The sequence below is a fragment of the Mesorhizobium sp. RCAM 06353 genome (assembly GCF_059683585.1).
The window spans coordinates 887928-912782 of the sequence record NZ_CM185031.1; the positions used below are offsets into that span (position 1 = coordinate 887928).

Sequence of the window (24855 nt, forward strand, 5' to 3'; positions counted from 1 at the left end):
GGGTAAGCTCAGGCCGCCAGCAACGACTTCAGCTTCACAGCCTGCGAGCCCAGCGCCTCCGCCGACGGCTTCGCCCGCTTGGCGATCAGCATTTCGGCCAGCCGGATGTCGCGGGCGACCGCATTGCCGGGGCCGATGCCGCTGGCCGCCACCAGCCTGCCGTCCTCATCCAGATGGAAAAGGATGAAGGCGCCGTCGTCGAGGTCGCGGCGCACCGTGCTTTTGCCTTCGTCCGAAAGCCCCGCGATCTGCAGCGACAGGCCATACTGATCCGACCAGAACCACGGCACCGCCGCATGCGCTTCGCCGGCTCCGAGCATATTTTTCGCCGCAAGCACGCCCTGTTCCTGCGCATTGCGCCAGGCTTCGAGACGTACACGACGGCCGCCATAGACGGCGAGCGGGAACGAACAGCAGTCGCCGGCGGCAAAGATGTCGGGATCGCTGCTGCGCAGCTCGGCGTCGACTGATATGCCATTGTCGATCGCCAGGCCGGCTTCGGCGGCAAGCCCGGTCACCGGCACCGCGCCGATACCGATGATGGCCAGATCGGCTGATATTTCGCGCCCGCCGGCCAGCGTCACGCGCACTTGCCTGCTGTTGTCGGCGATGGAAGCGATGCCGTCGCCGCACAGGATGTCGACACCTTCGGCGACATGCGCCTCATGGATGATTTCGGCGATTTCGGCCGGGACGCCGCGCATCAGGATGCGGGGCTGTGCCTCGATGATGGTGACGGCGGCGCCGAGCTTGCGGGCCGCTGCCGCAAGCTCGAGGCCGATGAAGCCGCCGCCGATGACGGCAATGCGGTTGCCGGGGCTGAGATGGGCGCGAATGGCCAGCGCATCGGCGAAGGTGCGGAGATAGACGCAGCGCGCGCCAAGGCCGGGCATCGGTAGCTTGCGCGGGGTCGAGCCGGTGGCCAGCAGCAGCTTGTCGTAGGGCAGGACCGAACCATCCGACAGGCGCACCGTATGCGCCGCGCGATTGATCGCCACGGCCTGGACGGAATGGATATGGCGGATCGATTTCTCGGCCAGGATCGCGTCGCTGGCGATCGCCTTGATTTCAGGCGCATCGCTGATCATCGCGTCCTTGGACAGAGGCGGCCGCTCGTAGGGCAGATGCGGCTCGTCGCCAACCAGCGTCACCGGCCCGTCATAGCCGAGATCGCGCAGCGTGAGCGCTGCCCGCCCGCCGCATTCGCCAGCGCCGATGATGACCATGCCCCGCGCCATATCCGTCACCCGATCTGAATGAGGACTTTGCCGGCGTCGACCTTGACCGGATAGGTCTTCAGGTTGATGCAGACCGGCGCGCCGCGGGCATCGCCCGTCTTGTAGTTGAAGCGGCCATTGTGCTTGGGGCATTCGATGATGTCGTCCATCACCAGACCGTCGGCGAGATGCACCTTCTCATGTGTGCAGAGCCCGTCCGTGGCGAAAAATTCGTCGTCCGGGCTGCGATAGATGGCGAAGGTGCGGCCGCCATGATCGAAGCGCATGACATCCTCTTCGTCGATATCGCCGGCGGCACAGGCCTCAACCCAGTCGCTCATTCAGTCCTCCCATGGAAATCAGATCGTCCGATCATTCCGCCGCGGCGGCGACGGCGTCGTTGTGGAATTCCTCGCGGTAAGGCCGGGCGGTCGGCGGCAGTTCGCGTTTGAGGAAATAATCCTCGTTGCGCAGCTGGCGCAGGAAGACCGGGATCATCTCGCGGTAGCCGGCCAGGATCGACGGCGTCGGCGCCGGCAAATCATGCTTGATCAGCGCATGCAGCTTCGGCAGCGCATGATAGGGCACCATCGGGAACATATGATGCTCGACATGGTAGTTCATGTTCCAGTAGATGAAGCGGCTGATCGGGTTCATGTAGACGGTGCGGCTGTTTAGCCGATGGTCGAGGACATTGTCGGCCAGACCACCATGCTGCAGCAGGCCGACCATGACGTGATGCCAGGCGCCATAGAGCCTGGGCAGACCGACCAGCATCAAGGGCAGGAATGAACCGAAGTACAGCGCCAGCGCGATGGTTGCGGCATAGATCGCGGTCCAGATGCGGGCAATGCGGATCGCCTTGCCCTGTTCCTGCTCGGGAATGAAGGTCTTTTCCGCCGCGCTGATGTTGCCGGCGGCGTCGCGCAGCATGTCCGACATCGCATGCCAGGCATCGAGCACGCCGACGAAGCCGAGGGCGGCACGAGCCAGGTCCGGCGGCCGCATGACCGAGATTTCCGGGTCGCGGCCGACGATGATGGTGTCGGTGTGATGGCGCGTGTGGCTCCAGCGCCAGGTAACCGGATTGCGCATGATCATGAAGCAGGCGATCTGATAGACCGCATCATTCATCCACTGCGTCCGGAATGCCGTGCCGTGGCCGCATTCGTGCCAGCGTGAATCGGTGGAGGAGCCGTAGAGAACGCCATAGACGAAGAAGAACGGCACGCACCACCAGCTGCCCCAGAACCAGGCGCCGCCGGCGCCGCTGACGGCCAGCGCGGCAATCCAGATCGCCGTGTCGCGCATCGCCGGTCCGTCGGAGCGCTGCATCAGCTCCTTCATCTGCTTGCGGGGAATGTCCGTGTGGTACCACTCGGCGGCCGACAGGCCGTTCTCGACGGCGAGCTTGGCGTCGCGGCCTATCAGGCTGTAGTCACGCCGGGACGGCGTTGTGGACATGATTGCCTCCCTCGGCAAGAGCATCAGCCTGAGCAAATGCCCGCTAGCCCTTTACCTTGAGGCTCAGAAATAGCGCGAGCGAATGATAGACTCAACATCACAAAGATAGTTTCTATCATTTCCTATCAGAATGATGTAGGAAGGCTCGAACACTGCATTGAGGCGAGCATGGCGAAACGGCCGACCATCACCGATTTGGCGCGCATCTCCGGGGTCAGTGTTGCCACGGTGGACCGCGTGCTCAACAGCCGCCTGCCGGTGCGCGAGGACACCGCGCGCCGCGTCTATGAGGCAGCGACCGAGATCGGCTACCACGCGGCAGGCCTGATCAAGCAGCGGATGCGCCATGAATTGCCCGAATATCGGCTCGGCTTCCTGCTGCTGAGAGGCAATTATGTCTTCTACAGCGAGTTCGCCCGCGAGCTTGAACTGGCCATGTCGCGATCGCCGCGTTTTCGCGGCGTCGCCATGATCGACTTTGCCGACTCGCTGGTGCCCGACGAGATCGTCGAGCGCGCGCGCAAACTGGCGGCCAAGTGTCGGGCCGTGGCGCTGGTTGGGCCGGATCACCCGACACTGACGGTCGCGGTCGAGGAGATGAAGGCAAAGGGACTGCCGGTGTTTTCCCTGCTGTCCGACTTCGCCGCCGGCATTCGCGAAGGCTATGTCGGCCTCGACAACCGCAAGGTCGGCCGTACCGCGGCCTGGATGATCTCAAAGGCGGCAAAACGGCCAGGCAAGGTCGCGCTGTTCGTCGGCAGCCACCGCTTCCACGGCCACGAGCTGCGCGAAATCGGCTTCCGCTCCTTCTTTCGCGAGCAGGCGCCGGACTTCACCTTGCTGGAAACGCTGGTCAATCTGGAAGCCAACCAGATCACGCAGGACACGCTGCTCGAGCTTCTCGACCGCCATCCGGATCTGGTTGGCTGCTATGTCGCCGGCGGCGGCATGGAAGGCGCGGTCGCGGCGCTGCGGCAAGCTAGGCCGGCCGAGATGCCGGCGGTTATCTGCAACGAGATCACGGCGGTCTCGCGCTCGGCGCTGGCCGACGGCATCCTGACGATGGTGATCTCCACACCGCTGGCGGCCCTTTGCCGCGAACTGGTCGACCTGATGGCCCATGCCATCGAGACAGGTGCCGCGAACGCGCCCGGCCAGACCTTCCTGCCGTTCGACATCTATCTGCCTGAGAATATCTAACGATGGTTTTTTGCGCTTTCAGGCATCGCTCAGTTGAGTTGACGCAGAATCCGGTCACCAATATAGACCGCTGATGGGTGTGGATGGGTTCGGGTACATCGCGTTCGGCAAGGACGACCTCTATGCTCGCGGGGCGCTCTTCAGCGCGCTTCGGCTGTTGCATTACACACCTGGAGCCAAAATTTCGGTCCTGACCGACCGACCAGGCGTTTTCAACGGCTATCCAATCGAAGCGATCGAGCTTACCGCCAAACAAATGACCGAGATGTCTTTTGGCGATCGGTACATGTTTGGCATCAAGGCTGCCGGCATTATCAAACTACTGCAGCGTTGCGAGCGGCTGTTTTTCATGGATACCGACATTTACCCCGTCGGCGATATTTCGAGATGTTTCGGCAAAATCTCCCCTACGCACTCGATTATGAGAAAGTGTGAGGGGACGCCAAAGGCGGCCGCCTATCGGACAATCGGGGATAAGGGATTCTTGCTTGGCGACCAGCGGCTATCGGGACGTGAGCCGATGTGGAATAGCGGCGTGGTCGGTGTCCACAATTCCAATCTTCCGGCACTGACTGACGCTTACCAAGCCATCGAGCAGATGATTGGCGTGGTCAGAGCACACACGTCCGAACAGTTCTGCATTGGCGTGGCGCTGTCACAAGGCGGGCGCTCCATAAGCGGACACTGGCTACCCCTTCGCAACTACAACACCAGGGGTCGGAAGCTATTTGCCAGGCAGCGCATCGAAGCCTTTTTCGAGCGCGTCAGCCATCTCAGTGCAGATCAGCAGATAGAGCAAGCGGCAAAATACAGAGTTTGGCGGGCTCCGCTGGACCTGTTGATGCAGCGGGACATCTGGCACTTCTAGGCCGCACGCACTGTCCCATCGCTGATATTCCCAGACTTGCCTCGGTTGGGCCGGCGCTGGCACAGCGCACATTCGCTCACCCGCTTCGACGCCGCTTCCCCGCATCGGCCGAAATCGCGCATCCGGTTTTGGAATCGCCCTTGACGCCTCGTGGCGAAATGGAATAAATATTTCACTAGCTGTACATTTTGGTTCTTTCGTTCCGGAACGTCTGTTTCAAACAGAGAGTTGGGCGTTCCAGCAGACGCAGGGAATGCGGAGCGAAACGATATCAGGGAGAGATTCCCCGGGGAGATCGGGGATTCCGGATAGATCGGTGCAACCGGACACCAAAAGTGGAGGAGAGATACAATGAAGAAACTGCTTTTGGGCGTCGCCTTCGCGGCGCTGATGAGTTCATCGGCCATGGCCGCCAAGATCGGCGTGTCGATGGCCAAGTTCGACGACAACTTCCTCACCGTGCTGCGCAACGGCATGATCGCGCAGGCCAAGGGCATAAGCGGCGTTGAGCTGCAGGTCGAAGACGCGCAGAACGATGTTGCCAAGCAACTCGACCAGATCAAGAACTTCGCCGCTTCGGGCGTCGACGCGATCATCGTCAATCCGGTCGACACCTCGGCCACGCAGGCGATGTCGGACGCTGCCGCTGCCGCCAAGATCCCGCTGGTCTACGTCAATCGCCAGCCGGTCAATGTCGACACGCTGCCGGACAATCAAGCATTCGTCGCCTCGAACGAAGCCGATTCCGGCACGCTCGAAACCAAGGAAGTCTGCCGCCTGTTCAAGGAAGCCGGCAAGAAGGAAGCCAATGTCTATGTCATCATGGGCGAGCTTTCCAACCAGGCCGCCGTGCAGCGCACCAAGGACATTGACGACGTGATCGCCACGCCGGATTGCAGCTTCATCAAGATCATCGACAAGCAGACGTCGAACTGGAACCGCGACGAAGCGCAGAACCTGATGACCAACTGGCTGTCGACCGGCAAGAAGTTCGATGGCGTCATCGCCAACAACGACGAGAGCGCGATCGGTGCCATCCAGGCGATGAAGGCCGCCAACATCGACATGAAGACTGTCGTCGTCGGCGGTGTCGACGCCACCCAGGACGCACTGGTGGCAATGCAAGCGGGCGACCTCGACGCGACCGTGTTCCAGGACGCGGCCGGCCAGGGCGCAGGCGCGCTGGATGCAGCGCTGAAGCTGGCCAAGGGTGAGAAGGTCGACCACAAGGTCTACATCCCCTTCCAGCTCGTCACCCCTGCCAACATCGACAAGTTCCTGAAGAAGAACTGAGCCACGGACATCAAGGAGCGGCGCTCTCGCTCAAAAGACAGCGCCGTTCTTCTTTCCCTCAGCGCCTCCGGGCGCTGAGGGACAACCGCGGCTGACGGAGGATAGAAGATTGTCACAGACATCCCATGGCGTTGGCGGAGTCAGCTATGACGCGAAGAAGCGGACATGGCCGGCCGAATTCAACGTCTTCCTGGCGCTCGTCATCCTCGTCGTCATCTTCGAACTGATCGGCCGCATCTTTCTCGGCGACAGTTTCCTGTTCAACACCCGCAGCGACGTCTCCGGCATCTTCAACGAGGCGCGGCTGCAGATCATCATCCTACAGGTGTCGATCGTCGGCATCATCGCCATCGGCGTGACGCAGGTGATCATTTGCGGCGGTATCGACCTGTCTTCCGGCTCCATCGTCGGCGCGACCGCGATGATCGCCATGAGTTTCGCCCAGGTGGCAACCGTCAATGGCAATCCCAACCCGAAGGCAATGTTCCTGGCGCAAGGCTGGACCGACCTCCCCGTCATCGTGCCGGTGCTGGTGGCGATCGGTTGCGGCCTGCTCGCCGGCCTCGTCAATGGCTCATTGATCGCCTATACGCGCATTCCGCCCTTCATCGCCACGCTCGGCATGATGGTCACCGCGCGTGGCATCGCCAAATGGTGGTCGAAGGGCCAGCCGATCTCGTTTCCCACCGACGGTTTCGCGGCGATCGGCAAGGGCCTAATGCCGGTCATCATCTTCCTGTCGCTGGCGGTGCTGTTCCAGCTGATCATGACCTACACAAGGTACGGCAAGCATTGTTACGCGATCGGCTCCAACGAAGACGCCGCGCGCATGTCCGGCATCAAGATCGCCAACCACAAGATCCTCGTCTACGTCATCGCCGGCATACTCGCCGCGCTCGCCGCCGTGGTGCTCTCTTCCAAGAATCTCACCGCACAGTCCGGCATGGGCGTGATGTATGAACTCGACGCCATCGCCATGGCGGTCATCGGTGGCGTTTCGCTGTCGGGCGGTCGTGGTTCGATCGTCGGCACGGTGATCGGCTCGCTGATCTTCGGCGTCATCATCTCCGGCTTCACCTTCCTGCGCCTCGACGCCTACTACCAGGAGATGGTCAAGGGCGTGATCATCGTCGGTGCGGTCGTTCTCGACCAGTGGCGCCAACGCCTGCGGGCATTGAGGGCTTGACCATGTCAGACATCGTCCTGAAGACCGAAAACCTGACCAAGCGCTATGGCGGCGTGCATGCGCTGGAAGGCGCCAATTTCGAGCTGCGCAAAGGCGAGCATGTCGCCATCATGGGCGACAATGGCGCCGGCAAGTCGACCTTCGTGCGCCAGATCACCGCTGTCGAACAACGCACCAGCGGCCAGATCTGGTTTGACGGCAAGGAAGTGAATTTTGCCGGGCCGATCGAGGCCCGCACGGCGGGCATCGAGACCGTGTTCCAGAACCTGGCGCTGGCCGACGACCTCGACGTGCCGTCGAACCTGTTTCTCGGCCGCGAAAAGGTGCTGTTCAATCTCGGACCGTTCTCGATCCTCGACCGCAAATACATGCGCAAGGCGACCGAAGCGGCGCTGATCCGCACGGCGGTGAAAATCCCCAATCTGTCCAACACCATCCGCCACATGTCGGGCGGCCAGCGGCAGTGCGTGGCGATTGCAAGGACCGCGACCTTCGCTTCCAAGCTCGTCATCATGGACGAACCGACGGCGGCGCTCGGCGTGCAGGAGACGGCGCAGGTCGAGAACATCATCCGCACGCTGAAGGACAATGGCGAATCGTTGATCCTGGTCAGCCACAATATGCGCCAGGTGTTCGACCTTTGCGACCGTATCGTCGTCTTCCGGCGCGGCCGCATCGTCGCCAATCTGCGCAAGGAGAACACCGACGGCCAGGATATCGTTTCCTACATCACCGGCGCCAAGACCGGAGAGGCGGAACTCGCGGCCTAAAGCCGGGCGTGGAGGCGGCGGTCATCGCCTCACTGTCGATGTCATCTTGACCGGAAAATCACCCGCGCCCATGACCGGCGCCGACAGTTTCGAACCACCTTCAAAGGACATTCCATGACTCTCCGCTTCGCCCTCCTCGGTGCCGGCCGCATCGGCAAGGTCCACGCCCGCGCCGTCGGTTCCAACCCGCAGGCCAAACTGGTTGCCGTGGCCGACGCCTTCGAGAAGGCGGCAAAGGAACTGGCATCGGCCTATGGCGCCGAGGTGCGTACGATCGACGCCATCGAAAAATCCGAAGATATCGACGCCGTGGTCATCTGCACGCCGACCGACACCCATGCCGATCTGATCGAACGCTTTGCCAAAGCCGGCAAGGCGATCTTCTGCGAGAAGCCGATCGACCTCAGCGTCAAGCGCGTCGAAAAATGCCTGGCCGTGGTCGAGAAGGCCAAGGCAACGCTGATGGTCGGGTTCAACAGGCGTTTCGATCCGCATTTCGCCGCCGTGCGCAAGGCGATCGACGACGGCGCCATCGGCACCGTCGAGATGGTCACCATCACTTCGCGCGATCCCGGCCCGCCGCCGCTAGACTATATCGCCCGCTCGGGCGGCATTTTTCGCGACATGACCATCCATGATTTCGACATGGCGCGCTTCCTGCTCGGCGAGGAGCCGGTGGCGGTCAGCGCGCATGCGTCTGTGCTGGTCGACAAGAAGATCGGTGCTGCCGGCGATTTCGACTCGGTCAGCGTCATCCTCGAAACCGCTTCCGGCAAACAGGCGGTCATCTCCAACTCGCGCCGCGCCACCTATGGCTATGACCAGCGCATCGAGGTGCATGGCTCGAAAGGCATGGTAGCTGCCGAGAACCAGCGGCCGGTGTCGATCGAAGTAGCGAACGACAAAGGCTACACCCGCCCGCCGCTGCACGACTTCTTCATGACCCGCTATCTCGACGCCTATGCCAATGAGATCGCTGCTTTCATCACAGCTGCAACCTCGGGCAAGAAGGCAGCACCGAGCGGCGCCGACGGCCTTGTGGCGCTGAAGCTGGCGGATGCGGCGCTGAAGTCGGCGACGACAGGCAAGACAGTGCGCCTCGACAAGTAAGAACCGGACCCAAGACACAGGAGCAGAGCGATGAGCGCATCCGCCGATCGCAATTCACAGACGCGCGCCATCATTACCGGCGGTGCGCAGGGCATCGGCTTTGCCGTCGCCGAGGCGCTGGCCGACGAGGGCTGCAGGGCGCTGGCGCTCATCGGCCGCTCGCAGGAGAAGGGCGACAAGGCTGTCGCCACCCTCAAGAAGTCAGGCGTCGACGCCATCTTCATCAGCGCCGACGTTTCAAAGGTGGCCGATTGCAAGCGCGCGGTGGCGACAGCACTCTCGCATTTCGGCACGCTGAACGCGCTGGTCAACGCCGCCGCCACGTCGGCGCGCGGCTCGCTGGTCGACACCTCGGAGGAGCTTTTCGACCAGATCTTCGACACCAATGTGCGCGGGCCGTTCTTCCTGATGCAGGGGCTGGTGGCGCATCTCCTGGAGCGCAAGGCGCCGGGCTCGATCGTCAACGTGCTGTCGATGTCGGCGCATGCCGGCCAGTCCTTCCTGACGCCCTATTCGACCAGCAAGGGCGCGCTGATGACGCTGACCAAGAATGTCGCCAGCTCGTATCGAAAGAACCGCATCCGCTGCAACGCCGTGCTGCCCGGCTGGATGGACACTGAGGGCGAGGCGATCGTGCAGAAGAAGTGGCATGACGCGCCGGATGACTGGCTGGAAAAGGCCGAAGCCGCGCAACCGATGGGCCAGTTGGTAAAGCCGGCACAACTCGCCCGACTGATCACCTACATGATCAGCCCGCAGGCCGGTGTCATGACCGGATCGCTGGTCGACTACGACCAGAACATCGCCGGGGTGGTCGGCGAGTAGGGGCGTGACAAACGCCTCCGCTTCGACTATATGAGCCGCATGATCAACCTGTCCGCCACGTATTGGTACTTTAGGAGCTCGCTGGCGGCGGGAGGATTGCGCTCGATCTGAAGATTGCAGCAACAAGATCCGAACAGCCGCCAGACCTGGCGGCTTTTTTGTTTCAGCCGGCAGGTCTCCTAACCAGGAGCAGAAAGCCGTGTTGACCACCACAGACGACCTTCGGGTCAAGGAAATCCGAGAACTGAGTACACCGGACCAGGTGATGCGGGAGATTCCGCGCACGCTGACGGCGACGCGCACCGTGAGCGCCTCACGCAACGCCATCCACGCCATCCTCAACGGGACCGATGACCGGCTGCTTGTCGTCGTCGGGCCCTGTTCGATCCACGATCCGGTCGCGGCCGTTGATTATGCCAGCCGTCTGGCGGCGCTGCGCGAGACCCTGTCCGACCGGCTCGAGATCGTCATGCGGGTCTATTTCGAGAAGCCGCGCACGACGGTCGGCTGGAAGGGCCTGATCAACGATCCCGATCTCGACGGCAGCTTCAACATCGACAAGGGGCTGCGGATGGCGCGCAACGTGCTGTCGGCCGTCAACAATCTCGGCCTGCCGGCGGCAACCGAATTCCTCGACATGACCACGCCGCAATACATTGCCGACCTCGTCGCCTGGGGCGCCATCGGCGCGCGCACCACCGAAAGCCAGATCCATCGCGAACTGGCATCGGGCCTGTCCTGCCCGGTCGGCTTCAAGAACGGTACCGACGGCAATCTCAGGATTGCTGCCGAAGCGGTGAAATCCGCCGCCCAGCCACATCATTTCATGGCGGTGACCAAGGGCGGACGCAGCGGCATCGCGACCACCACCGGCAATGAGGACTGCCATGTCATCCTGCGCGGCGGCGTTCAGCCCAACTACGACGCGGCAAGCGTCGAAGCGGCTAGCGTGGAACTCGCCCGTATCGGAGTCGCGCCCCGTCTGATGATCGATGTCAGCCACGCCAACTCAGCCAAGAAGCCGGAGAACCAGCCCAAGGTCGCGGCCGACGTGGCAGGCCAGGTGGCGGCGGGCGACGAGCGCATCATCGGCCTCATGATCGAGAGCAATCTCGTTGCCGGCCGCCAGGACGTGGTGCCCGGCAAGCCGCTCGTCTACGGCCAGAGCATCACCGATGGCTGCATCGACTGGGCGACCACCGAGACCGTGCTGCACGGCCTTGCCGGTGCCGTCGAGTGGCGCCGGTCGGCACGCCGCGCCATGCTGGAAAGCCGGCAGGGCGCCGCCTGATACGATGGCGATGTCGGAAGGGCGGCGTTAACGGGAACTACGCCGCCCTTAGCCCTTCCCAAGCGGTGAACACCGAGACCGCAAAAAGCAGCAGCCCGGCCGCCCGGCCGGCGAGTATGGTTGCCCGCGGATTGGCGATCAAAAGCTTGCGGCTGCGACCGGCAGTGATCGCGAGTCCGCCATAGATGCCAGCCTGCGTGATGACCGTCATCAGGCCCATGATTGTCGCCTGCGCCCAGATCGGGCCGTAGTCCGGCTTCAGAAACTGCGGATAGACGGCAAGGACGAACAAATAGGCCTTCGGGTTGATCAGGCAGGTCACCAGCCCCTGGCGAAATGCCTTCCAGGCGGAGCGGCTGCCGGCTGGCCCGTCCTGACCGACAGTGATGGAGCTGCGCATCAGCGTGATGCCGATGAAGGCCATGTAGGCGGCTCCGGCGATCAGCAGTGGCGTGAACAGGATCGGCACGAAATGCATCAGCAGGCCGACGCCGATGGCGCCGTTCAGCGTGTGCACCATGCCGCCGACCATGATGCCGCCGGTCGCGGCCAGTCCCCTGTCGCGCCCGCCGGTCAGCGCATTGGCCAGAACAAACAGCATGTCCATGCCCGGAACGACGATGATGCCGAACAGCAGGATAAAGAAAAGCCAGAGATTTTCCGCGTAACCCATGTCAGTTGCCTGCCGCCTCGCTCCGCCAAGCCGCAGCGGAACCTGTTGATTTTCAATTCGATAGGCGATCCTATAGGTCAACCCAACTGACGATGGTGTGTCAGTTGTGATCGGCATCGGGTGAGAAAAATGCGCAAGGCGTCACGCCTGTTCGAGATCATCCAGATCCTGCGGCTGGCGCGACAGCCGGTGACGGCGGCCATGATCGCCGAGCGGCTGGAAGTGACGATACGTTCGATCTATCGCGACATCGCCGCACTTCAGGCGATGCGCGTGCCGATCGAGGGCGGGCGCGGCATCGGCTACATCCTGCGCCCAGGCTTCGACCTGCCGCCGCTGATGTTTTCGATCGAGGAGATGGAGGCGATCGTGCTGTCGCTGGCGCTGCTGGAGCGCACGGGGGACGACGAGCTCAAGCAGGCGGCCAAGCGGGTCAGCGCCAAGATCGCCGGCGCCGTGCCGCAGCCTTTGCGCCAGACATTCGAAGCCAATGCGCTGCATGCCTGGGGTTTCGCCGCGCCGTCGGCCGGTACGATGGACCTGGCGCTGGTGCGCCGCGCCATCCGCGACGAAGAGAAGCTCGACCTCTCCTATCGCGACGAAATGGGCCGCGCCTCCGAGCGCCTCATCCGCCCGATCGCGCTGATCTACTATGCCGAGACCGCCAACATCGTCGCCTGGTGCGAGCTGCGCCAGGCAATCCGCAATTTCCGCAGCGACCGTATCGAGCATTGCCAGCCGACCGGACTACGCTTCAAGGGCGAAGGCGACCGGCTGCGGCAGGTCTGGGTGAACGGCTGGGAGATTAATGCCGCCGCTGGTTGAGGGGTATTACCGCACGTCCACCCAGCGCTTGTCCTCGAAGGAGCGCGCCATTGCGTGCACGGTGCGCTCGATCTCCAGCCCCTCGGCGAACTCGATGAGCCGTGCCGGCCTGCCGGCAAGCCGCGTCAGCAATTCGTGGCACTCGATGATCTTGAGGTCGTTGAAGCCGAGGCCGTGCCCGGGTGCCGGCAGGAAGGCATCGTAGGGCTTGTGTTGCGGCGCGATCAGGATGGTGCGGTAACCCTGTTCGGTCGGGCGATCCGATGTGAGATAGAGCTGGATTTCGTTCATCCGCTCCTGGTCGAACAGGATCGAGCCCTTGGAGCCGAAGATCTGGATGGCGATGCGGCCCTTGCGGCCCCAGGCCGAGCGGTTGACCAGCAGCGTACCGGCAATGCCGTTTTCCAGATGCATCAAGACGCTGGCGATATCATAGGTTTCGACCGCGCGGCGCCCGCCGCCAGCCAGCTTGCGGTCGGCATAGGGCATGGCCATGTCGCAGATGACGCTGGCGACGCGGCCGAACAGCGCCGAGACCAGCGACAGCGGATGGACGGCGAAATCGTCGAGCGCACCGTAGCCGGAAGCGGCCTCGTGCTTCCAGAAGAACAGCGCCTCAGGATCAGCCATGAAATCCTCGTCCATCTCGATGCGCAGATGGTTGACCTCGCCGATGATCTTCTCGTTGAGCAGTGCTCCGATGTGGCGGATGGCCGGGCTCTGGATGTAATTGTAGCCAAGTGCGGCGATCTTGCCGGACTTTTTGGCCGCCGCGGCCATCGCCTCGGCTTCGGCAAAGCTCGGCGCCATCGGCTTTTCGCACCACAGATGCTTGCCGGCTTCGAGAATCGCGATGGCCATTTCCGGATGGAACTGGTTGGGCGTGGTCAGCGAGACGATATCGACCTCCGGGTCGTTGACGACGGCGCGCCAGTCGCCGGAGGCCTTGGCGAAGCCGAACTCGCCGGCTTTGCGCTGGGCCAACTCCGCATTGACCTCGCCGAGATGGACGAGCTTTGGCTTGGCGACATCGGGAAAGACGGCGCCGACGGCGCTCCACGCGATGGCATGGCATTTGCCCATGAAGCCCGTGCCGATAAGACCTACGCCGACCATCTTCCCTTTTCTCCATTCCCTGAAGTGCTGCGTGGATGAATTAGTCCATTTTTCTTTGGAATGGAATGTCTGCCTCATTTTTAATGGCGTTCTTGCGCAGGCTCGCTATGATGGGGCAGAGAGGACGCTTTCACCGATGAGCTTGGACGGGCCGACGATGGACGAACGGGTACCTCGCGACTTCGAGACGCTGCGCGCCACCATCCTCGATCGGCGCGAAAGCCTGCCCAAGCGCATTGCCCAGATCGCCGCCTACGCGCTCGACAATCCCGACGACATCGCCTTCGGCACCGCCGCCAGCATCGCCGCCTCGGCCGGCGTACAACCGTCGACCCTGATCCGCTTTGCCCAGCAGCTTGGCTTCGACGGCTTCACCAGCCTGCAGCAGGTGTTTCGCGAACGGCTGCGCGAGCGCAACTCGTCCTATGACGAACGGTTGCAGGCGCTGCGCGTCAAGGCCGAGGGCGGCGCCGGCCATCGCGCCATCTTCGACGGCTTCGTCGCTGCCGCCAGCACCTCGCTCAATGACATTTCCCGCACGCTGGACGACGCGCATCTGGAAGACGCGATTTCGCTGCTGGCAAAGGCGCAGACCATCTATGTCTTGGCCAAGCGACGCTCCTACCCGGTGGCGTCCTACATCGCCTATGCGCTGGGCAAGCTGAAGATCCGCAACCAGCTGATCGAATCGGCTGCCGGGCTGAATGCCGAAATGATCGGCTTCGCCACGCCGGCGGATGCCGTCATCGCCATCAGCTTCTCACCTTATGCGCCCGCCACCATCGAGGAGGCACGCACCATTTCGGAGCAGGGCGTGCCGATCGTCGCCATCACCGACAGCTCGTTTTCGCCGCTTGCCCAGTTCGCCAAGGTCTGGTTCGAGGTTGCCGAGGCGGACTTCGCCGGCTTCCGTTCGCTGTCGGCGACGATGGCGCTCGCCATGGCGCTGACCGTCGGCGTCGGCGAGAAACGGCGCGACGCAGGTCGCAAACGCAAGGCCTGAGCAAGCGCCCGCAAAAAGCAAAATCGGCTCGGGAACGCTCATTCCATATTGACTATGGATTGGAATTATTATTTCATATTGCCGGCACCACGCTGCCGCTCGCGCGTGTTACCCAAACAATGTTGTTCCTGACAACAAGACTGACGGGAGGTTCCAATGAGCGAAGCCGTGGACGCGAAACAGGCGCCGCTCGACGTCATCACCATCGGTCGTGCTTCTGTCGACCTCTATGGCCAACAGATCGGCTCGCGGCTGGAGGACATCACGTCTTTCGCCAAGTCGGTCGGCGGTTGCCCGGCCAACATTTCGGTCGGCACGGCGAGACTTGGGCTGCGCTCAGCGTTGCTGACGCGCGTCGGCGACGAGCAGATGGGCCGCTTCATCCGTGAGCAGCTGAAGCGTGAAGGCGTCAACACCGACGGGCTGAAGACCGACAAGGAACGACTGACCGCGCTGGTGCTGTTGTCGGTCGAGAGCGAAGGCGTTTCGCCGATGATCTTCTATCGCAGCGACTGCGCCGACATGGCGCTGGCGCCGGAAGACTTCGACGAGGCCTTCATCGCCTCGGCCCGCTCGATCGTCGTCACCGGCACGCATTTTTCGCGCCCCAACAGCGACGCCGCCCAGCGCAAGGCGATCCGCATCATGAAAGCCAAGGGCGGCAAGGTTGTCTTCGACATCGACTATCGGCCGAACCTGTGGGGTCTCGCCGGCCATGCCGAGGGCTTCGAGCGCTACGTCAAATCCGACCGGGTCTCGTCCCAGTTGAAGACCGTGCTGCCCGATTGCGATCTCATCGTCGGCACCGAGGAAGAGATCATGATCGCCTCGGGCGCCGACGACTGTCTGAGCGCGCTGAAGACGATCCGCTCGCTGTCTTCGGCGACCATCGTACTCAAGCGCGGCGCCATGGGCTGCATCGTCTTTGACGGACCGATCAGCGACGATCTCGAGGACGGTGTCGTCGGCAAGGGTTTTCCGATCGAGATCTACAATGTGCTGGGTGCCGGCGACGCCTTCATGTCCGGCTTCCTGCGCGGCTGGCTGGGTGGCGAAGATCATGCGACGGCCGCGACCTGGGCCAATGCCTGCGGCGCCTTCGCCGTTTCGCGGCTGCTCTGCGCGCCGGAATATCCGACCTTCGAGGAGTTGCAGTTCTTCCTCAAGAACGGCAGCAAACATCTCGCCTTGCGCAAGGACGAGGCGATCAACCACATCCATTGGGCGACCACCCGCCGGCGCGACATTCCTTCGATGATGGCGCTCGCCTGCGATCACCGTGTGCAACTCGAGGACGTCGCGGCCAAGACCGGTGCCGATCCGGCACGCATCCGCGATTTCAAGGTGCTGGCGGTCAAGGCCGCCGCAAGCGTTGCCGCCGGCCGCGACGGCTACGGCATGCTGATCGACGAGAAACATGGCCGCGAGGCGATGTTCGAGTTCGCCCGCCACCCTTTCGCCTGGCTTGGACGGCCGGTCGAACTGCCGGGCTCGCGGCCGCTGCGCTTCGAATTCTCGCAGGACATCGGCTCGCAGCTCACCGAATGGCCCGTCGATCACTGCATCAAATGCCTGTGCTTCTACCACCCCGACGATCCGGCGGCGCTCAAGGAAGAACAGCAGCAGAAGCTGCGCGCGCTGTTTGAGGCCGCGCGCAAAGTCGGCCGGGAACTTCTCATCGAGATCATCGCCGGCAAGCACGGCAAGCTCGACGACACGACCATTCCGCGCGCGCTGGAGGAACTCTATGCGCTTGGGATCAAGCCCGACTGGTGGAAGCTCGAGCCGCAGGCGTCGAGCGGCGCCTGGGCCAAGATCGAAGCGGTGATCTTGAAGCACGATCCCTGGTGCCGTGGCATCGTGCTGCTTGGCCTGGAAGCGCCGCAGGACGAGTTGGAAGCGGCCTTCGCCGCCACCGCCAAGGCGCCGATTGTCAAGGGCTTTGCCGTCGGCCGCACCATCTTCGTCCACGCGGCCGAAGAGTGGCTGGCCGGCAGGATGTCGGATGACGAGGCTGTCGCCGACATGGCCTCGCGCTTCGAACAGTTGACCGAGGCGTGGCTTGCCGCGCGCGGCCGTAAAGCGGCATAAGGACTGCGGAGGAACCCACCATGAGCAAGACAATCCGCCTGACGATGGCCCAGGCGCTGACCCGCTTCCTCAGTCGCCAGATGACCGAGATCGACGGCAAGACAGTGCCTGTTTTCGGCGGTGTCTGGGCGATCTTCGGCCATGGCAATGTCGCAGGCATCGGCGAGGCGCTCTACCAGGTGCGCGACGAACTGCCGACCTTCCGCGCCCACAATGAACAGGCGATGGCGCATGCGGCAATCGCTTATGCCAAGGCCAATTTCCGTCGCCGCTTCATGGCGGCGACTTCCTCGATCGGCCCCGGCGCGCTCAACATGGTGACGGCGGCAGCACTTGCGCATGTCAACCGGCTGCCTGTGCTGTTTCTGCCCGGCGACGTCTTTGCTAACCGCATCCCCGACCCGGTGCTACAGCAGGCCGAGGATTTTTCCGATGGCACGGCGACGGTCAATGACTGCTTCCGTCCGGTGTCGCGCTATTTCGACCGCATCACCCGGCCCGAGCAGATCATCCCGGCGCTGAGCCGTGCGATGGCTGTACTGACCGATCCGGCCGAGTGCGGCCCGGTGACGCTGTCGCTGTGCCAGGACGTGCAGGCCGAGGCCTACGACTATCCCGAGAGCTTTTTCGCCGAGCGGGTCTGGCACCAGCGCCGGCCACGCCCGGACCGCCACGAACTTGCGGCAGCGGTGGCAGCGCTCAAGGGTGCCAAGAAGCCGCTGGTGATCGCCGGCGGCGGCGTGCTCTATTCACAGGCTTCGGACGAACTGGCCAAATTCGTCGAAGCCGCCGGCATTCCGGTGTGCGAGACGCAAGGCGGAAAATCCTCGCTGCCCGACGATCATCCGCTCAACATGGCGGCGGTCGGCGTCACCGGCACCTCGGCCGCCAACCGGCTGGCGGAAGAGGCCGACGTCGTGCTCGCCATCGGCACGCGTCTGCAGGATTTCACCACCGGCTCATGGGCGCTGTTCAAGAATTCCGGCAAGACCATCATCGGGCTCAACGTGCAGCCTTTCGACGCCGGCAAGCACCGCGCGCTGCCGCTGGTCGCCGACGCAGCCGAAGGACTGGCTGAACTCGGTGCCGCGCTGAAGGGCTGGAAGGCGCCTGCCGCCTGGATCGACAATGCGGCCACCGGCAAGAAGGAATGGCAGGCCGACGCGGCCAAGGTGACGGCATCGACCAACGCCGCCTTCCCATCGGATGCGCAGGTGATCGGCGCCGTGCAGCGCGCTATGGGCTCCGGCGTGACGCTGTTGCATGCCGCCGGCGGTCTGCCGGGCGAGTTGCACAAATTGTGGCAGGCCGGCGCGCCGGGCTCCTATCACGCCGAATACGGTTTCTCGACCATGGGTTACGAGATTGCCGGCGGGCTGGGCACCAAGATGGCGAAGCCCGGCAAAGAGGTCGTCGTCATGATCGGCGACGGCTCCTACCTGATGCTGAATTCCGAGATCGCCACTTCGGTGATGCTCGGTCTGAAGCTGACCATCGTGCTGCTCGACAACCGTGGCTATGGCTGCATCAACCGGCTGCAGATGGCAACCGGCGGCGCCAACTTCAACAATCTCTTGAAGGACTCGCGCCACGAGATCCTGCCCGATATCGACTTTGCCGCGCATGCGGCGAGCATGGGCGCGATCGCCGAGAAAGTGCCGTCGATTGCCGGATTGGAAAACGCACTGCAGAAGGCAAAGAAGAACGACCGCACCACCGTGCTGGTCATCGACACCGATCCGCTGGTTTCCACCGACGCCGGCGGCCATTGGTGGGATGTGGCGGTGCCGGAAGTGTCGGCGCGGCCGCAGGTGAACGCGGCACGCAAGGCCTATGACGAGAAGCGGCAGATGCAGACCATCGGCGATTGATGCTAAGTCAGCGCCGCCCCCTACCTCCCCCTTGTGGGGAGGTCGGACCGAAGGTCCGGGTGGGGGTCTGGCGCCGCACCCTCACCCCGCTGCTTCGCAGCGACCCTCCCCACAAGGGGGAGGGTGAACAAGAAACCGGAGTGACGACTTGAAAGCCAAACTGGGCATGTCCCCCATTGCATGGTGGAACGACGATCTTGCCGAACTCAGCGATGACGTGTCGCTGGAAGAATGCCTTCGCCAGTCGCGGTCGGCCGGCTTCACCGGCATGGAGATGGGCCGGCGTTTTCCCAACGATCCCGCTGTCATGCTGCCGATCCTCAAGGCGGCCGATGTGACGCTGTGCGGCGGCTGGTTTTCGGGCACGCTGGTCGATGAGGAGATGGGCAAGAACAAGGATCGAATCCAGCCGATGGTCGACCTGTTCAAGGCGGTCAACGCGCCTTGCATCGTCTATGGCGAGGTCGGCCGTTCGATCCAGGGCGACCGTTCGAAGCCGCTCGCCACCAAGCCGAAACTTTCTGGCGACGAGATGAAGGCCTATGCAAGGCGTCTGACCGAGTTCGGCGAATGGTGCGCCGAACAAGGCATGCCTTTGTCCTACCACCATCACATGGCGGCTGTGGTCGAGACCGAGCCGGAACTCGATGCCTTCATGCGCCATTCCGGCGAAGGCATTCCGCTGCTGCTCGATGCCGGTCATCTGGCCTTCGCCGGCGGCGATGTGCTGCGCGCCATCGACAACCACCACAAGCGCATCAGCCATGTGCATGTGAAGGATGTGCGCATGGGCGTGATCGACAAGCTCGACCGCACGAAGCAGTCCTTCCTCGACGCCGTGGCGCTCGGCGCCTTCACCGTGCCGGGCGACGGTTCGCTGGATTTCGGCGCCATCGTGCAACGCTTCGCCGACCATGGCTATGAGGGCTGGTTCGTGGTCGAGGCCGAGCAGGACCCGAAGAAGAACCCGCCACTCAAGATGGCGCAGGTCGGCCACAAGGAATTGATGCGTGTGATGACCGCCGCCGGCTACACGGTCGAGACGCAAGGCTTCCCGAATGCCTGATGCGATGGGTTCACGGCGAGCCAGGTTGCTGTAGATTGGCCCGATGAAAGATTACGAGCACCCCTTCTTCCGCCCGCTATGGCGGCGTGTCGCCGTCGTCGCGGTCTGCGTCATCTGGTCGATCATCGAATTCGCCACCGGCACGCCGTTCTGGGGCGTCATCGCGCTCGGCTTTGCCGGTTATGCCGTCTGGCAGTTTTTCTATCTCTACAAGCCGGCCGATGAGAGCAAGGCAACGGCCGAGGCCGAACCGAAGGAGTAACCCGATGTCGAAGCTGCTGGTGAAGGCCGACAAGGGCCATGGCCGCGTTGCCCATGTGACGCCGAAAAGCGCCGGCTGGACCTATGTCGGTTTCGACCTGCATCGGCTGAAGCCCGGCGAAAGCGCCTCGGGAGAGACGGAGGAGCGCGAGATCTGCCTGGTGTTCGTCACCGGCAAGGGCACCGCGAAAGCCGGCGGCAAGGATCTCGGCCTGCTCGGCGAGCGCATGTCGCCCTTCGAAGGCAAGCCGTGGTCGGTCTATGTGCCTGAGGGATCGGACTGGTCGGTGACAGCCGATACGGAGCTCGAACTCGCGGTCTGCTCGGCGCCGGGCCTCGGCGGCGAGCTGCCGGTTCGGGTAATCGGGCCGGACGATCTTGGCCAGGAGGTGCGCGGCAAGGGCACCAATACCCGCTACGTCACCAACATCCTGCCGGAGGGCAAGCCAGCCGATTCACTGCTGGTGGTCGAGGTCATCACGCCCGGCGGCCACACGTCGAGCTATCCGCCGCACAAGCACGACCAGGATAATCTGCCGGCGGAATCCTATCTCGAAGAGACCTATTACCATCGCCTCAACCCGCCGCAGGGCTTTGCCTTCCAGCGGGTCTACACCGACGCCGACAAGGATGGTCATCGCGCGCTCGACGAGGCAATGGCGATCGAGGATGGCGATGTGGTGCTGGTGCCCAAGGGTTATCATCCCTGCGCCGCCTGCCATGGCTACGACCTCTATTATCTCAACGTCATGGCCGGGCCGAAGCGGACGTGGAAATTCCACAATGCGCCCGAGCACGAATGGTTGATGAAGGCCTGACCGGTTCGAGATTCCGGCTGAACTTATTGGTCCAGCTGGGAAAAATCGTCGGCTAAGGACTTCCCGGGTCGATTTGCCTTCGAAAACCCGTCAAAGCTTCGTCAATCCGTCATGGAAATCACCTATGGCAGCGGGACCGACGAGGACTTCCCATGCGTTATGCCATCTACTTCACCCCCCGGCAGGACGAACCGCTGGCGCGGATCGCCGCCAACTGGCTGGGCCGCGACCCGTTCGGCGCGGCGACAAGGCCGGTTGAGGCCGTGGCCGATTTGTCGGCGGCGGAAGTTGCTTTCCACACCGCATCGGCGCGCCGTTATGGTTTCCACGCGACGCTGAAGGCCCCCTTCCGCCTGGCTGCCAATGAGACCGAGACCTCGCTACGCGCGGGGCTCGACCATTTTGCCGAAGCAACGCCTGTTGCGACCATCCCGCGTCTCGTTGTCAGCCAGATCGACAGCTTCTTCGCACTGGTGCCGGAAGGTCCACTGCCACCACTCAACCGCTTCGCCGACGACGTCGTACGCGATTTCGACCGCTTTCGCGCGCCGCTGACCGAGGCCGAGATCGAGCGGCGCAGCCCGGATTCGCTGAAGCCGGCCGAGTTCCGCAATCTCTGCCAATGGGGCTACCCCTATGTCTTCGAGACTTTTCGTTTCCACATGACGCTGTCCGGCCGGGCAGGGCCACAGGAAAGCCCTCGTCTGCGCGCAGCAATCGACAGCCTGTTCGCCGACGTGCTGCGGCAGCCGGTGCTGGTGGATGCGCTGACGCTGTTTGTCGAAACCGAACCCGGTGCGCCGTTCATGGTGCTTTCTCAGCACGCGCTGGGACGGCGCCCCGCCAGAAAAATCGCCTGAACCTGCTTTGCCCCGGATAATCAAGGACTGCCCGAAATGACCGCCGAGACCGTTCTTTCCAACGCCCGCATCGTGCTTGCCGACGAGATCGTCGAGGGTTCGCTGGTGCTGCGTGACGGCTTTATCGCCGGCATCGATGCAGGCTCTGGCCGGACTGGCGAGGATATGGGCGGCGACTATGTCATTCCCGGGCTGGTCGAACTGCACACCGACCATCTCGAGGGCCATTATGCGCCACGGCCGAAAGTGCGCTGGAACCCGATCGCCGCGGTGCTTGCCCATGACGCGCAGGTGGCGACGGCCGGCATCACCACCGTGCTCGATGCCTTGCGCGTCGGCATGGACGAAGACGCCGATCTGACCTCCGCCGACATCCGCAAGCTGGCCGACGCGATCGAGGACAGCGTCGCGCAGGACCGGTTGCGGGCCGATCATTTCATTCATCTGCGCTGCGAGGTTTCGGCGCCGGACTGCCTGCAGGCCTTCGCCAATTTCGATCAGGACGACCGGGTCAAGCTCGCATCGCTGATGGACCATGCGCCGGGCCAGCGCCAGTTCGTCAATCTCGAAACCTATGCCTACTACTATCAGCGCAAGCTGAAGCTGACCGACCGCGACTTCAAATTGTTCTGCGAGAAGCGGATGGCGGAATCGGCGCGCAATTCAGCGCCGAACCGGAGGGTGATCGCCGCCGCCTGCCATGAGCGAGGCATCGTGCTGGCCAGCCATGACGATGCCACGTCGGGCCATGTCGACGAGGCGATCGAGCAAGGCGTGCGGGTCGCCGAGTTCCCGACCACCGAGGAAGCCGCGCGTGCCTCGAAGGCTGCGGGCTTGGGCGTGCTGATGGGCGCCCCCAACGTCATGCGCGGCGCCTCGCATTCGGGCAATGTCTCGGCACGTACGCTGGCCAGCGACGGCCTGCTCGACATCTTGTCGTCTGACTACATTCCCTTCAGCCTGATCCAGTCCGCCTTCTTCCTCGGTGATATGGTCGAAGGCATATCGCTGCCGCAGGCAGTCGCCATGGTGTCGAAGAACCCGGCCGAAGCGGTTGGCCTCAACGACCGCGGCATCATCGAGCAGGGCCGCAGGGCCGATTTGGTGCGCGTGCGCGTCGACGACCATGTTCCGGTGGTGCGCACCGTCTGGCGGCAGGGGCGCCGGGTCGCATGATGGTGTCGGCTTTGATCGAGCGTGAATTATCCGCTGAAACGTTTCCGATCCGCCATGGCGTCTTTGTCGCCGTCGTCGGCCCAAGCGGTGCGGGCAAGGACACGGTGATCGGCTACGCCCGCGCGCTCTTCGCCGACGAAAGCCGGCTGGAGTTCGTCCGCCGCGTCATCACCCGGCCGAGCGATGCGGCAAGCGAGGATCACGACACGCTGGCCGACGCCGCTTTTGTCGAGGCCGAGGCCGACGGCGCCTTCGCCGTGTCCTGGGAGGCGCATGGCCTTCGCTATGGCTTGCCTGCCGATGTCGACTGGTCGGTCGCCAACGGCCATGTTGCCATTGCCAATGTGTCGCGCGCGATCATTCCGGTGCTGCGCGAGCGCTATGCGAATCTGGCCATTGTCGAGATCACCGCCTCGCCTGATGTGTTGGCCGAGCGGCTGGCGATGCGCGGCCGCGAGTCGCGCGGCGAAGTGCTGGCACGCCTGGCGCGCAGCGCCAATGTGACACTGACCGGCGCTGGCGTGACCTCGATCGACAATAGCGGTCCGCGCGAGGTGGCCGGCGAGCGCTTCGCCGAAATCCTGCGCAAGGCGATGGCCTTCTCCGACATGTCGGGCCTGATCTGATTTCTTAGGTCCCGAGCCGCGTCGCGTGCGGCTCGATCGGCCCAAGGCGCCGCCCCGTTGGCGCTCCACTTGCTTTCCCGACGCCTCCGGAGCGCTATGTGGTGCTGGCCACACATGTGATTCTGGACCACGCTTGCCGGGAAGCCGCCCAGAAGGTCCGGGGCGAACGACAGGACAGGAAGCCTTGATGCAGACGCTGACGCCCATCCTCTCGACGGTCACGGCTGCATTTCTCGCCTCTTTCGTCGAGGTCGTCGAAGCCTTCACCATCGTGCTTGCGGTCGGCGTGACGCGCAGTTGGCGCCCGGCACTGACGGGTGCCGCCTTGGCGTTGGCGGTGCTGGCGGCCCTGGTGCTGGCGTTCGGACCGCTGCTGGCGCTGGTGCCCATCACCACGCTGCAGTTCGTCGTCGGGGTGCTGCTGATCCTGTTCGGCATGCGCTGGCTGCGAAAGGCCATCCTGCGCAGCGTCGGCGTTATTGCGCTGCATGACGAGGAGGCGGCCTTCTCCAAAGAGACCGCCGCCCTGCACCAGCAGGCCAATGACCGCCGCGCCGACTATCTCGCAGGACTGGCGTCGTTCAAGGCAGTGCTGCTCGAGGGTGTCGAGGTGGTGTTCATCGTCATTGCCGTCGGCGCTGCCCACGGGCAAACGCTTTACGCCGGCCTGGGCGCGCTGGCGGCCTTCATCCTGGTGATGCTCATCGGCCTGGCGGTTCATCGGCCACTGGCGCGCGTGCCGGAGAATGCGCTCAAATTCGTGGTTGGGCTGATGCTGACCAGCTTCGGCATCTTCTGGACCGGCGAGGGCATCGGTGCCGACTGGCCGGGCGCCGATCTCGCTCTGCTCGCCATCTTCGCCATCGTCGCGCTGGCGTCCTTTGCCATGGTGCGCTGGCTGCGCAACACCTACCCCGCAGCCGCCGGAGGGCTCGCCCGATGAACGCCATTCGTCTTGTTGCCAGGGAATTCTTCGGGATGTTCGTCGATGACGGCAATCTGGCGCTGCTGGCGCTGGTGCTGGTGGCCGCCGTCATGGCAGCGGTGAAGCTGCTCGCACTGCCGCCGCTGCTCGGCGGCGCGCTTCTGTTGGTCGGCTGTCTCGCCATCCTGCTGCAAAGCGTTCGTCGCGCCGCACGTGCGATCAAGCGGTAGCGGCGGGCGCACCGGCTTGGGGATCGTTTCGTAACCGAAAAGATGCCCAAGATCGAATAGCCGTTGGTGATGTCGGCCCACGTCGGAAAT

General features: G+C 63.5%; 25 protein-coding genes. 20 read left to right on the forward strand and 5 right to left on the reverse strand.

The features are described from left to right. Positions 1–8: 8 nt before the first annotated feature. Genes AC56QX_RS03985 through AC56QX_RS03995 form a run of 3 tightly spaced genes read right to left on the reverse strand, consistent with a single transcriptional unit; the run spans position 9 to position 2681 of the window. Positions 9–1238, reverse strand: a complete 1230-nt coding sequence (locus tag AC56QX_RS03985) for an NAD(P)/FAD-dependent oxidoreductase (RefSeq protein WP_497113808.1) — start codon at positions 1236–1238, stop codon at positions 9–11. Between the two features lie 5 nt (positions 1239–1243). After that, the gene (locus tag AC56QX_RS03990; RefSeq protein ID WP_497113809.1) at positions 1244–1558 is read right to left on the reverse strand and encodes a Rieske (2Fe-2S) protein; all 315 of its coding nucleotides are present in this window, start codon (positions 1556–1558) and stop codon (positions 1244–1246) included. 31 nt (positions 1559–1589) lie between these two features. Further along, positions 1590–2681 carry a fatty acid desaturase family protein gene (locus AC56QX_RS03995; protein ID WP_497113810.1) on the reverse strand — a complete coding sequence of 364 codons (1092 nt, stop codon included), beginning with the start codon at positions 2679–2681 and terminating at the stop codon, positions 1590–1592. Between the two features lie 168 nt (positions 2682–2849). Here AC56QX_RS03995 and AC56QX_RS04000 point away from each other — a divergent pair, with 168 nt between their 5' ends. The 8 genes from AC56QX_RS04000 (at position 2850) to AC56QX_RS04035 (ending at position 11224) form a co-directional block, all read left to right on the forward strand. Beyond that, positions 2850–3881, forward strand: a complete 1032-nt coding sequence (locus AC56QX_RS04000; protein WP_497113811.1) for a LacI family DNA-binding transcriptional regulator — start codon at positions 2850–2852, stop codon at positions 3879–3881. 73 nt (positions 3882–3954) lie between these two features. Next, entirely contained in the window at positions 3955–4749 is a 795-nt protein-coding gene (locus AC56QX_RS04005; protein ID WP_497113812.1) for a hypothetical protein, read from the forward strand. Between the two features lie 351 nt (positions 4750–5100). Beyond that, complete coding sequence (locus AC56QX_RS04010; RefSeq protein ID WP_027032509.1) at positions 5101–6042, forward strand: sugar ABC transporter substrate-binding protein; 942 nt, start codon at positions 5101–5103, stop codon at positions 6040–6042. Between the two features lie 109 nt (positions 6043–6151). Beyond that, positions 6152–7228 (forward strand): ABC transporter permease, encoded by a 1077-nt coding sequence (locus tag AC56QX_RS04015; RefSeq protein WP_497113813.1) that lies wholly within the window; start codon positions 6152–6154, stop codon positions 7226–7228. A 2-nt stretch (positions 7229–7230) separates the two neighbouring features. Then, complete coding sequence (locus AC56QX_RS04020; RefSeq protein WP_497113814.1) at positions 7231–7998, forward strand: ATP-binding cassette domain-containing protein; 768 nt, start codon at positions 7231–7233, stop codon at positions 7996–7998. A gap of 114 nt (positions 7999–8112) precedes the next feature. Next, positions 8113–9108 carry an inositol 2-dehydrogenase gene (gene iolG, locus AC56QX_RS04025; RefSeq protein WP_497113815.1) on the forward strand — a complete coding sequence of 332 codons (996 nt, stop codon included), beginning with the start codon at positions 8113–8115 and terminating at the stop codon, positions 9106–9108. Positions 9109–9138: 30 nt separating this feature from the next. Further along, positions 9139–9933 carry an SDR family oxidoreductase gene (locus AC56QX_RS04030; RefSeq protein WP_497113816.1) on the forward strand — a complete coding sequence of 265 codons (795 nt, stop codon included), beginning with the start codon at positions 9139–9141 and terminating at the stop codon, positions 9931–9933. 199 nt (positions 9934–10132) lie between these two features. Further along, complete coding sequence (locus tag AC56QX_RS04035; protein ID WP_477441581.1) at positions 10133–11224, forward strand: 3-deoxy-7-phosphoheptulonate synthase; 1092 nt, start codon at positions 10133–10135, stop codon at positions 11222–11224. A 37-nt stretch (positions 11225–11261) separates the two neighbouring features. On the opposite strand, the gene AC56QX_RS04040 is transcribed toward AC56QX_RS04035, so the two are convergent. Further along, on the reverse strand, positions 11262–11897 hold the full coding sequence (locus tag AC56QX_RS04040; protein WP_497113817.1) for a LysE family translocator: 636 nt from the start codon (positions 11895–11897) through the stop codon (positions 11262–11264). A 129-nt stretch (positions 11898–12026) separates the two neighbouring features. Here AC56QX_RS04040 and AC56QX_RS04045 point away from each other — a divergent pair, with 129 nt between their 5' ends. After that, a complete protein-coding gene (locus tag AC56QX_RS04045) occupies positions 12027–12722 on the forward strand; it encodes a helix-turn-helix transcriptional regulator (RefSeq protein WP_497113818.1) in 696 nt (231 codons plus the stop codon). 6 nt (positions 12723–12728) lie between these two features. Here AC56QX_RS04045 and AC56QX_RS04050 read toward each other — a convergent pair whose 3' ends face one another. Then, a complete protein-coding gene (locus AC56QX_RS04050) occupies positions 12729–13838 on the reverse strand; it encodes a Gfo/Idh/MocA family protein (protein WP_497113819.1) in 1110 nt (369 codons plus the stop codon). 157 nt (positions 13839–13995) lie between these two features. Between AC56QX_RS04050 and AC56QX_RS04055 the strand changes: the two genes are divergently transcribed. From AC56QX_RS04055 to AC56QX_RS04105, 11 genes are all read left to right on the forward strand, one after another. Continuing rightward, the gene (locus tag AC56QX_RS04055; RefSeq protein ID WP_497117676.1) at positions 13996–14841 is read left to right on the forward strand and encodes a MurR/RpiR family transcriptional regulator; all 846 of its coding nucleotides are present in this window, start codon (positions 13996–13998) and stop codon (positions 14839–14841) included. Between the two features lie 156 nt (positions 14842–14997). Further along, positions 14998–16932 (forward strand): bifunctional 5-dehydro-2-deoxygluconokinase/5-dehydro-2-deoxyphosphogluconate aldolase, encoded by a 1935-nt coding sequence (locus tag AC56QX_RS04060; RefSeq protein WP_497113820.1) that lies wholly within the window; start codon positions 14998–15000, stop codon positions 16930–16932. 20 nt (positions 16933–16952) lie between these two features. After that, positions 16953–18803, forward strand: a complete 1851-nt coding sequence (gene iolD, locus AC56QX_RS04065; protein WP_497113821.1) for a 3D-(3,5/4)-trihydroxycyclohexane-1,2-dione acylhydrolase (decyclizing) — start codon at positions 16953–16955, stop codon at positions 18801–18803. Positions 18804–18951: 148 nt separating this feature from the next. Continuing rightward, complete coding sequence (iolE, locus tag AC56QX_RS04070; RefSeq protein ID WP_497113822.1) at positions 18952–19869, forward strand: myo-inosose-2 dehydratase; 918 nt, start codon at positions 18952–18954, stop codon at positions 19867–19869. Between the two features lie 43 nt (positions 19870–19912). Further along, positions 19913–20131, forward strand: coding sequence for a DUF3329 domain-containing protein (locus AC56QX_RS04075; RefSeq protein WP_172221008.1), 219 nt, complete (start codon positions 19913–19915; stop codon positions 20129–20131). 4 nt (positions 20132–20135) lie between these two features. Further along, positions 20136–20948, forward strand: a complete 813-nt coding sequence (gene iolB / locus AC56QX_RS04080) for a 5-deoxy-glucuronate isomerase (protein ID WP_497113823.1) — start codon at positions 20136–20138, stop codon at positions 20946–20948. Between the two features lie 152 nt (positions 20949–21100). Continuing rightward, positions 21101–21808 (forward strand): DUF1045 domain-containing protein, encoded by a 708-nt coding sequence (locus AC56QX_RS04085; RefSeq protein ID WP_497113824.1) that lies wholly within the window; start codon positions 21101–21103, stop codon positions 21806–21808. 36 nt (positions 21809–21844) lie between these two features. Continuing rightward, on the forward strand, positions 21845–22984 hold the full coding sequence (locus AC56QX_RS04090) for an alpha-D-ribose 1-methylphosphonate 5-triphosphate diphosphatase (protein ID WP_497113825.1): 1140 nt from the start codon (positions 21845–21847) through the stop codon (positions 22982–22984). Then, on the forward strand, positions 22981–23610 hold the full coding sequence (phnN, locus tag AC56QX_RS04095) for a phosphonate metabolism protein/1,5-bisphosphokinase (PRPP-forming) PhnN (protein WP_497113826.1): 630 nt from the start codon (positions 22981–22983) through the stop codon (positions 23608–23610). Before AC56QX_RS04090 ends, phnN begins: the two co-directional genes overlap by 4 nt. 187 nt (positions 23611–23797) lie before the next feature. Then, complete coding sequence (locus tag AC56QX_RS04100) at positions 23798–24553, forward strand: COG4280 domain-containing protein (protein WP_497113827.1); 756 nt, start codon at positions 23798–23800, stop codon at positions 24551–24553. Further along, positions 24550–24765, forward strand: coding sequence for a hypothetical protein (locus tag AC56QX_RS04105; protein ID WP_497113828.1), 216 nt, complete (start codon positions 24550–24552; stop codon positions 24763–24765). Before AC56QX_RS04100 ends, AC56QX_RS04105 begins: the two co-directional genes overlap by 4 nt. Positions 24766–24855 lie beyond the last annotated feature (90 nt).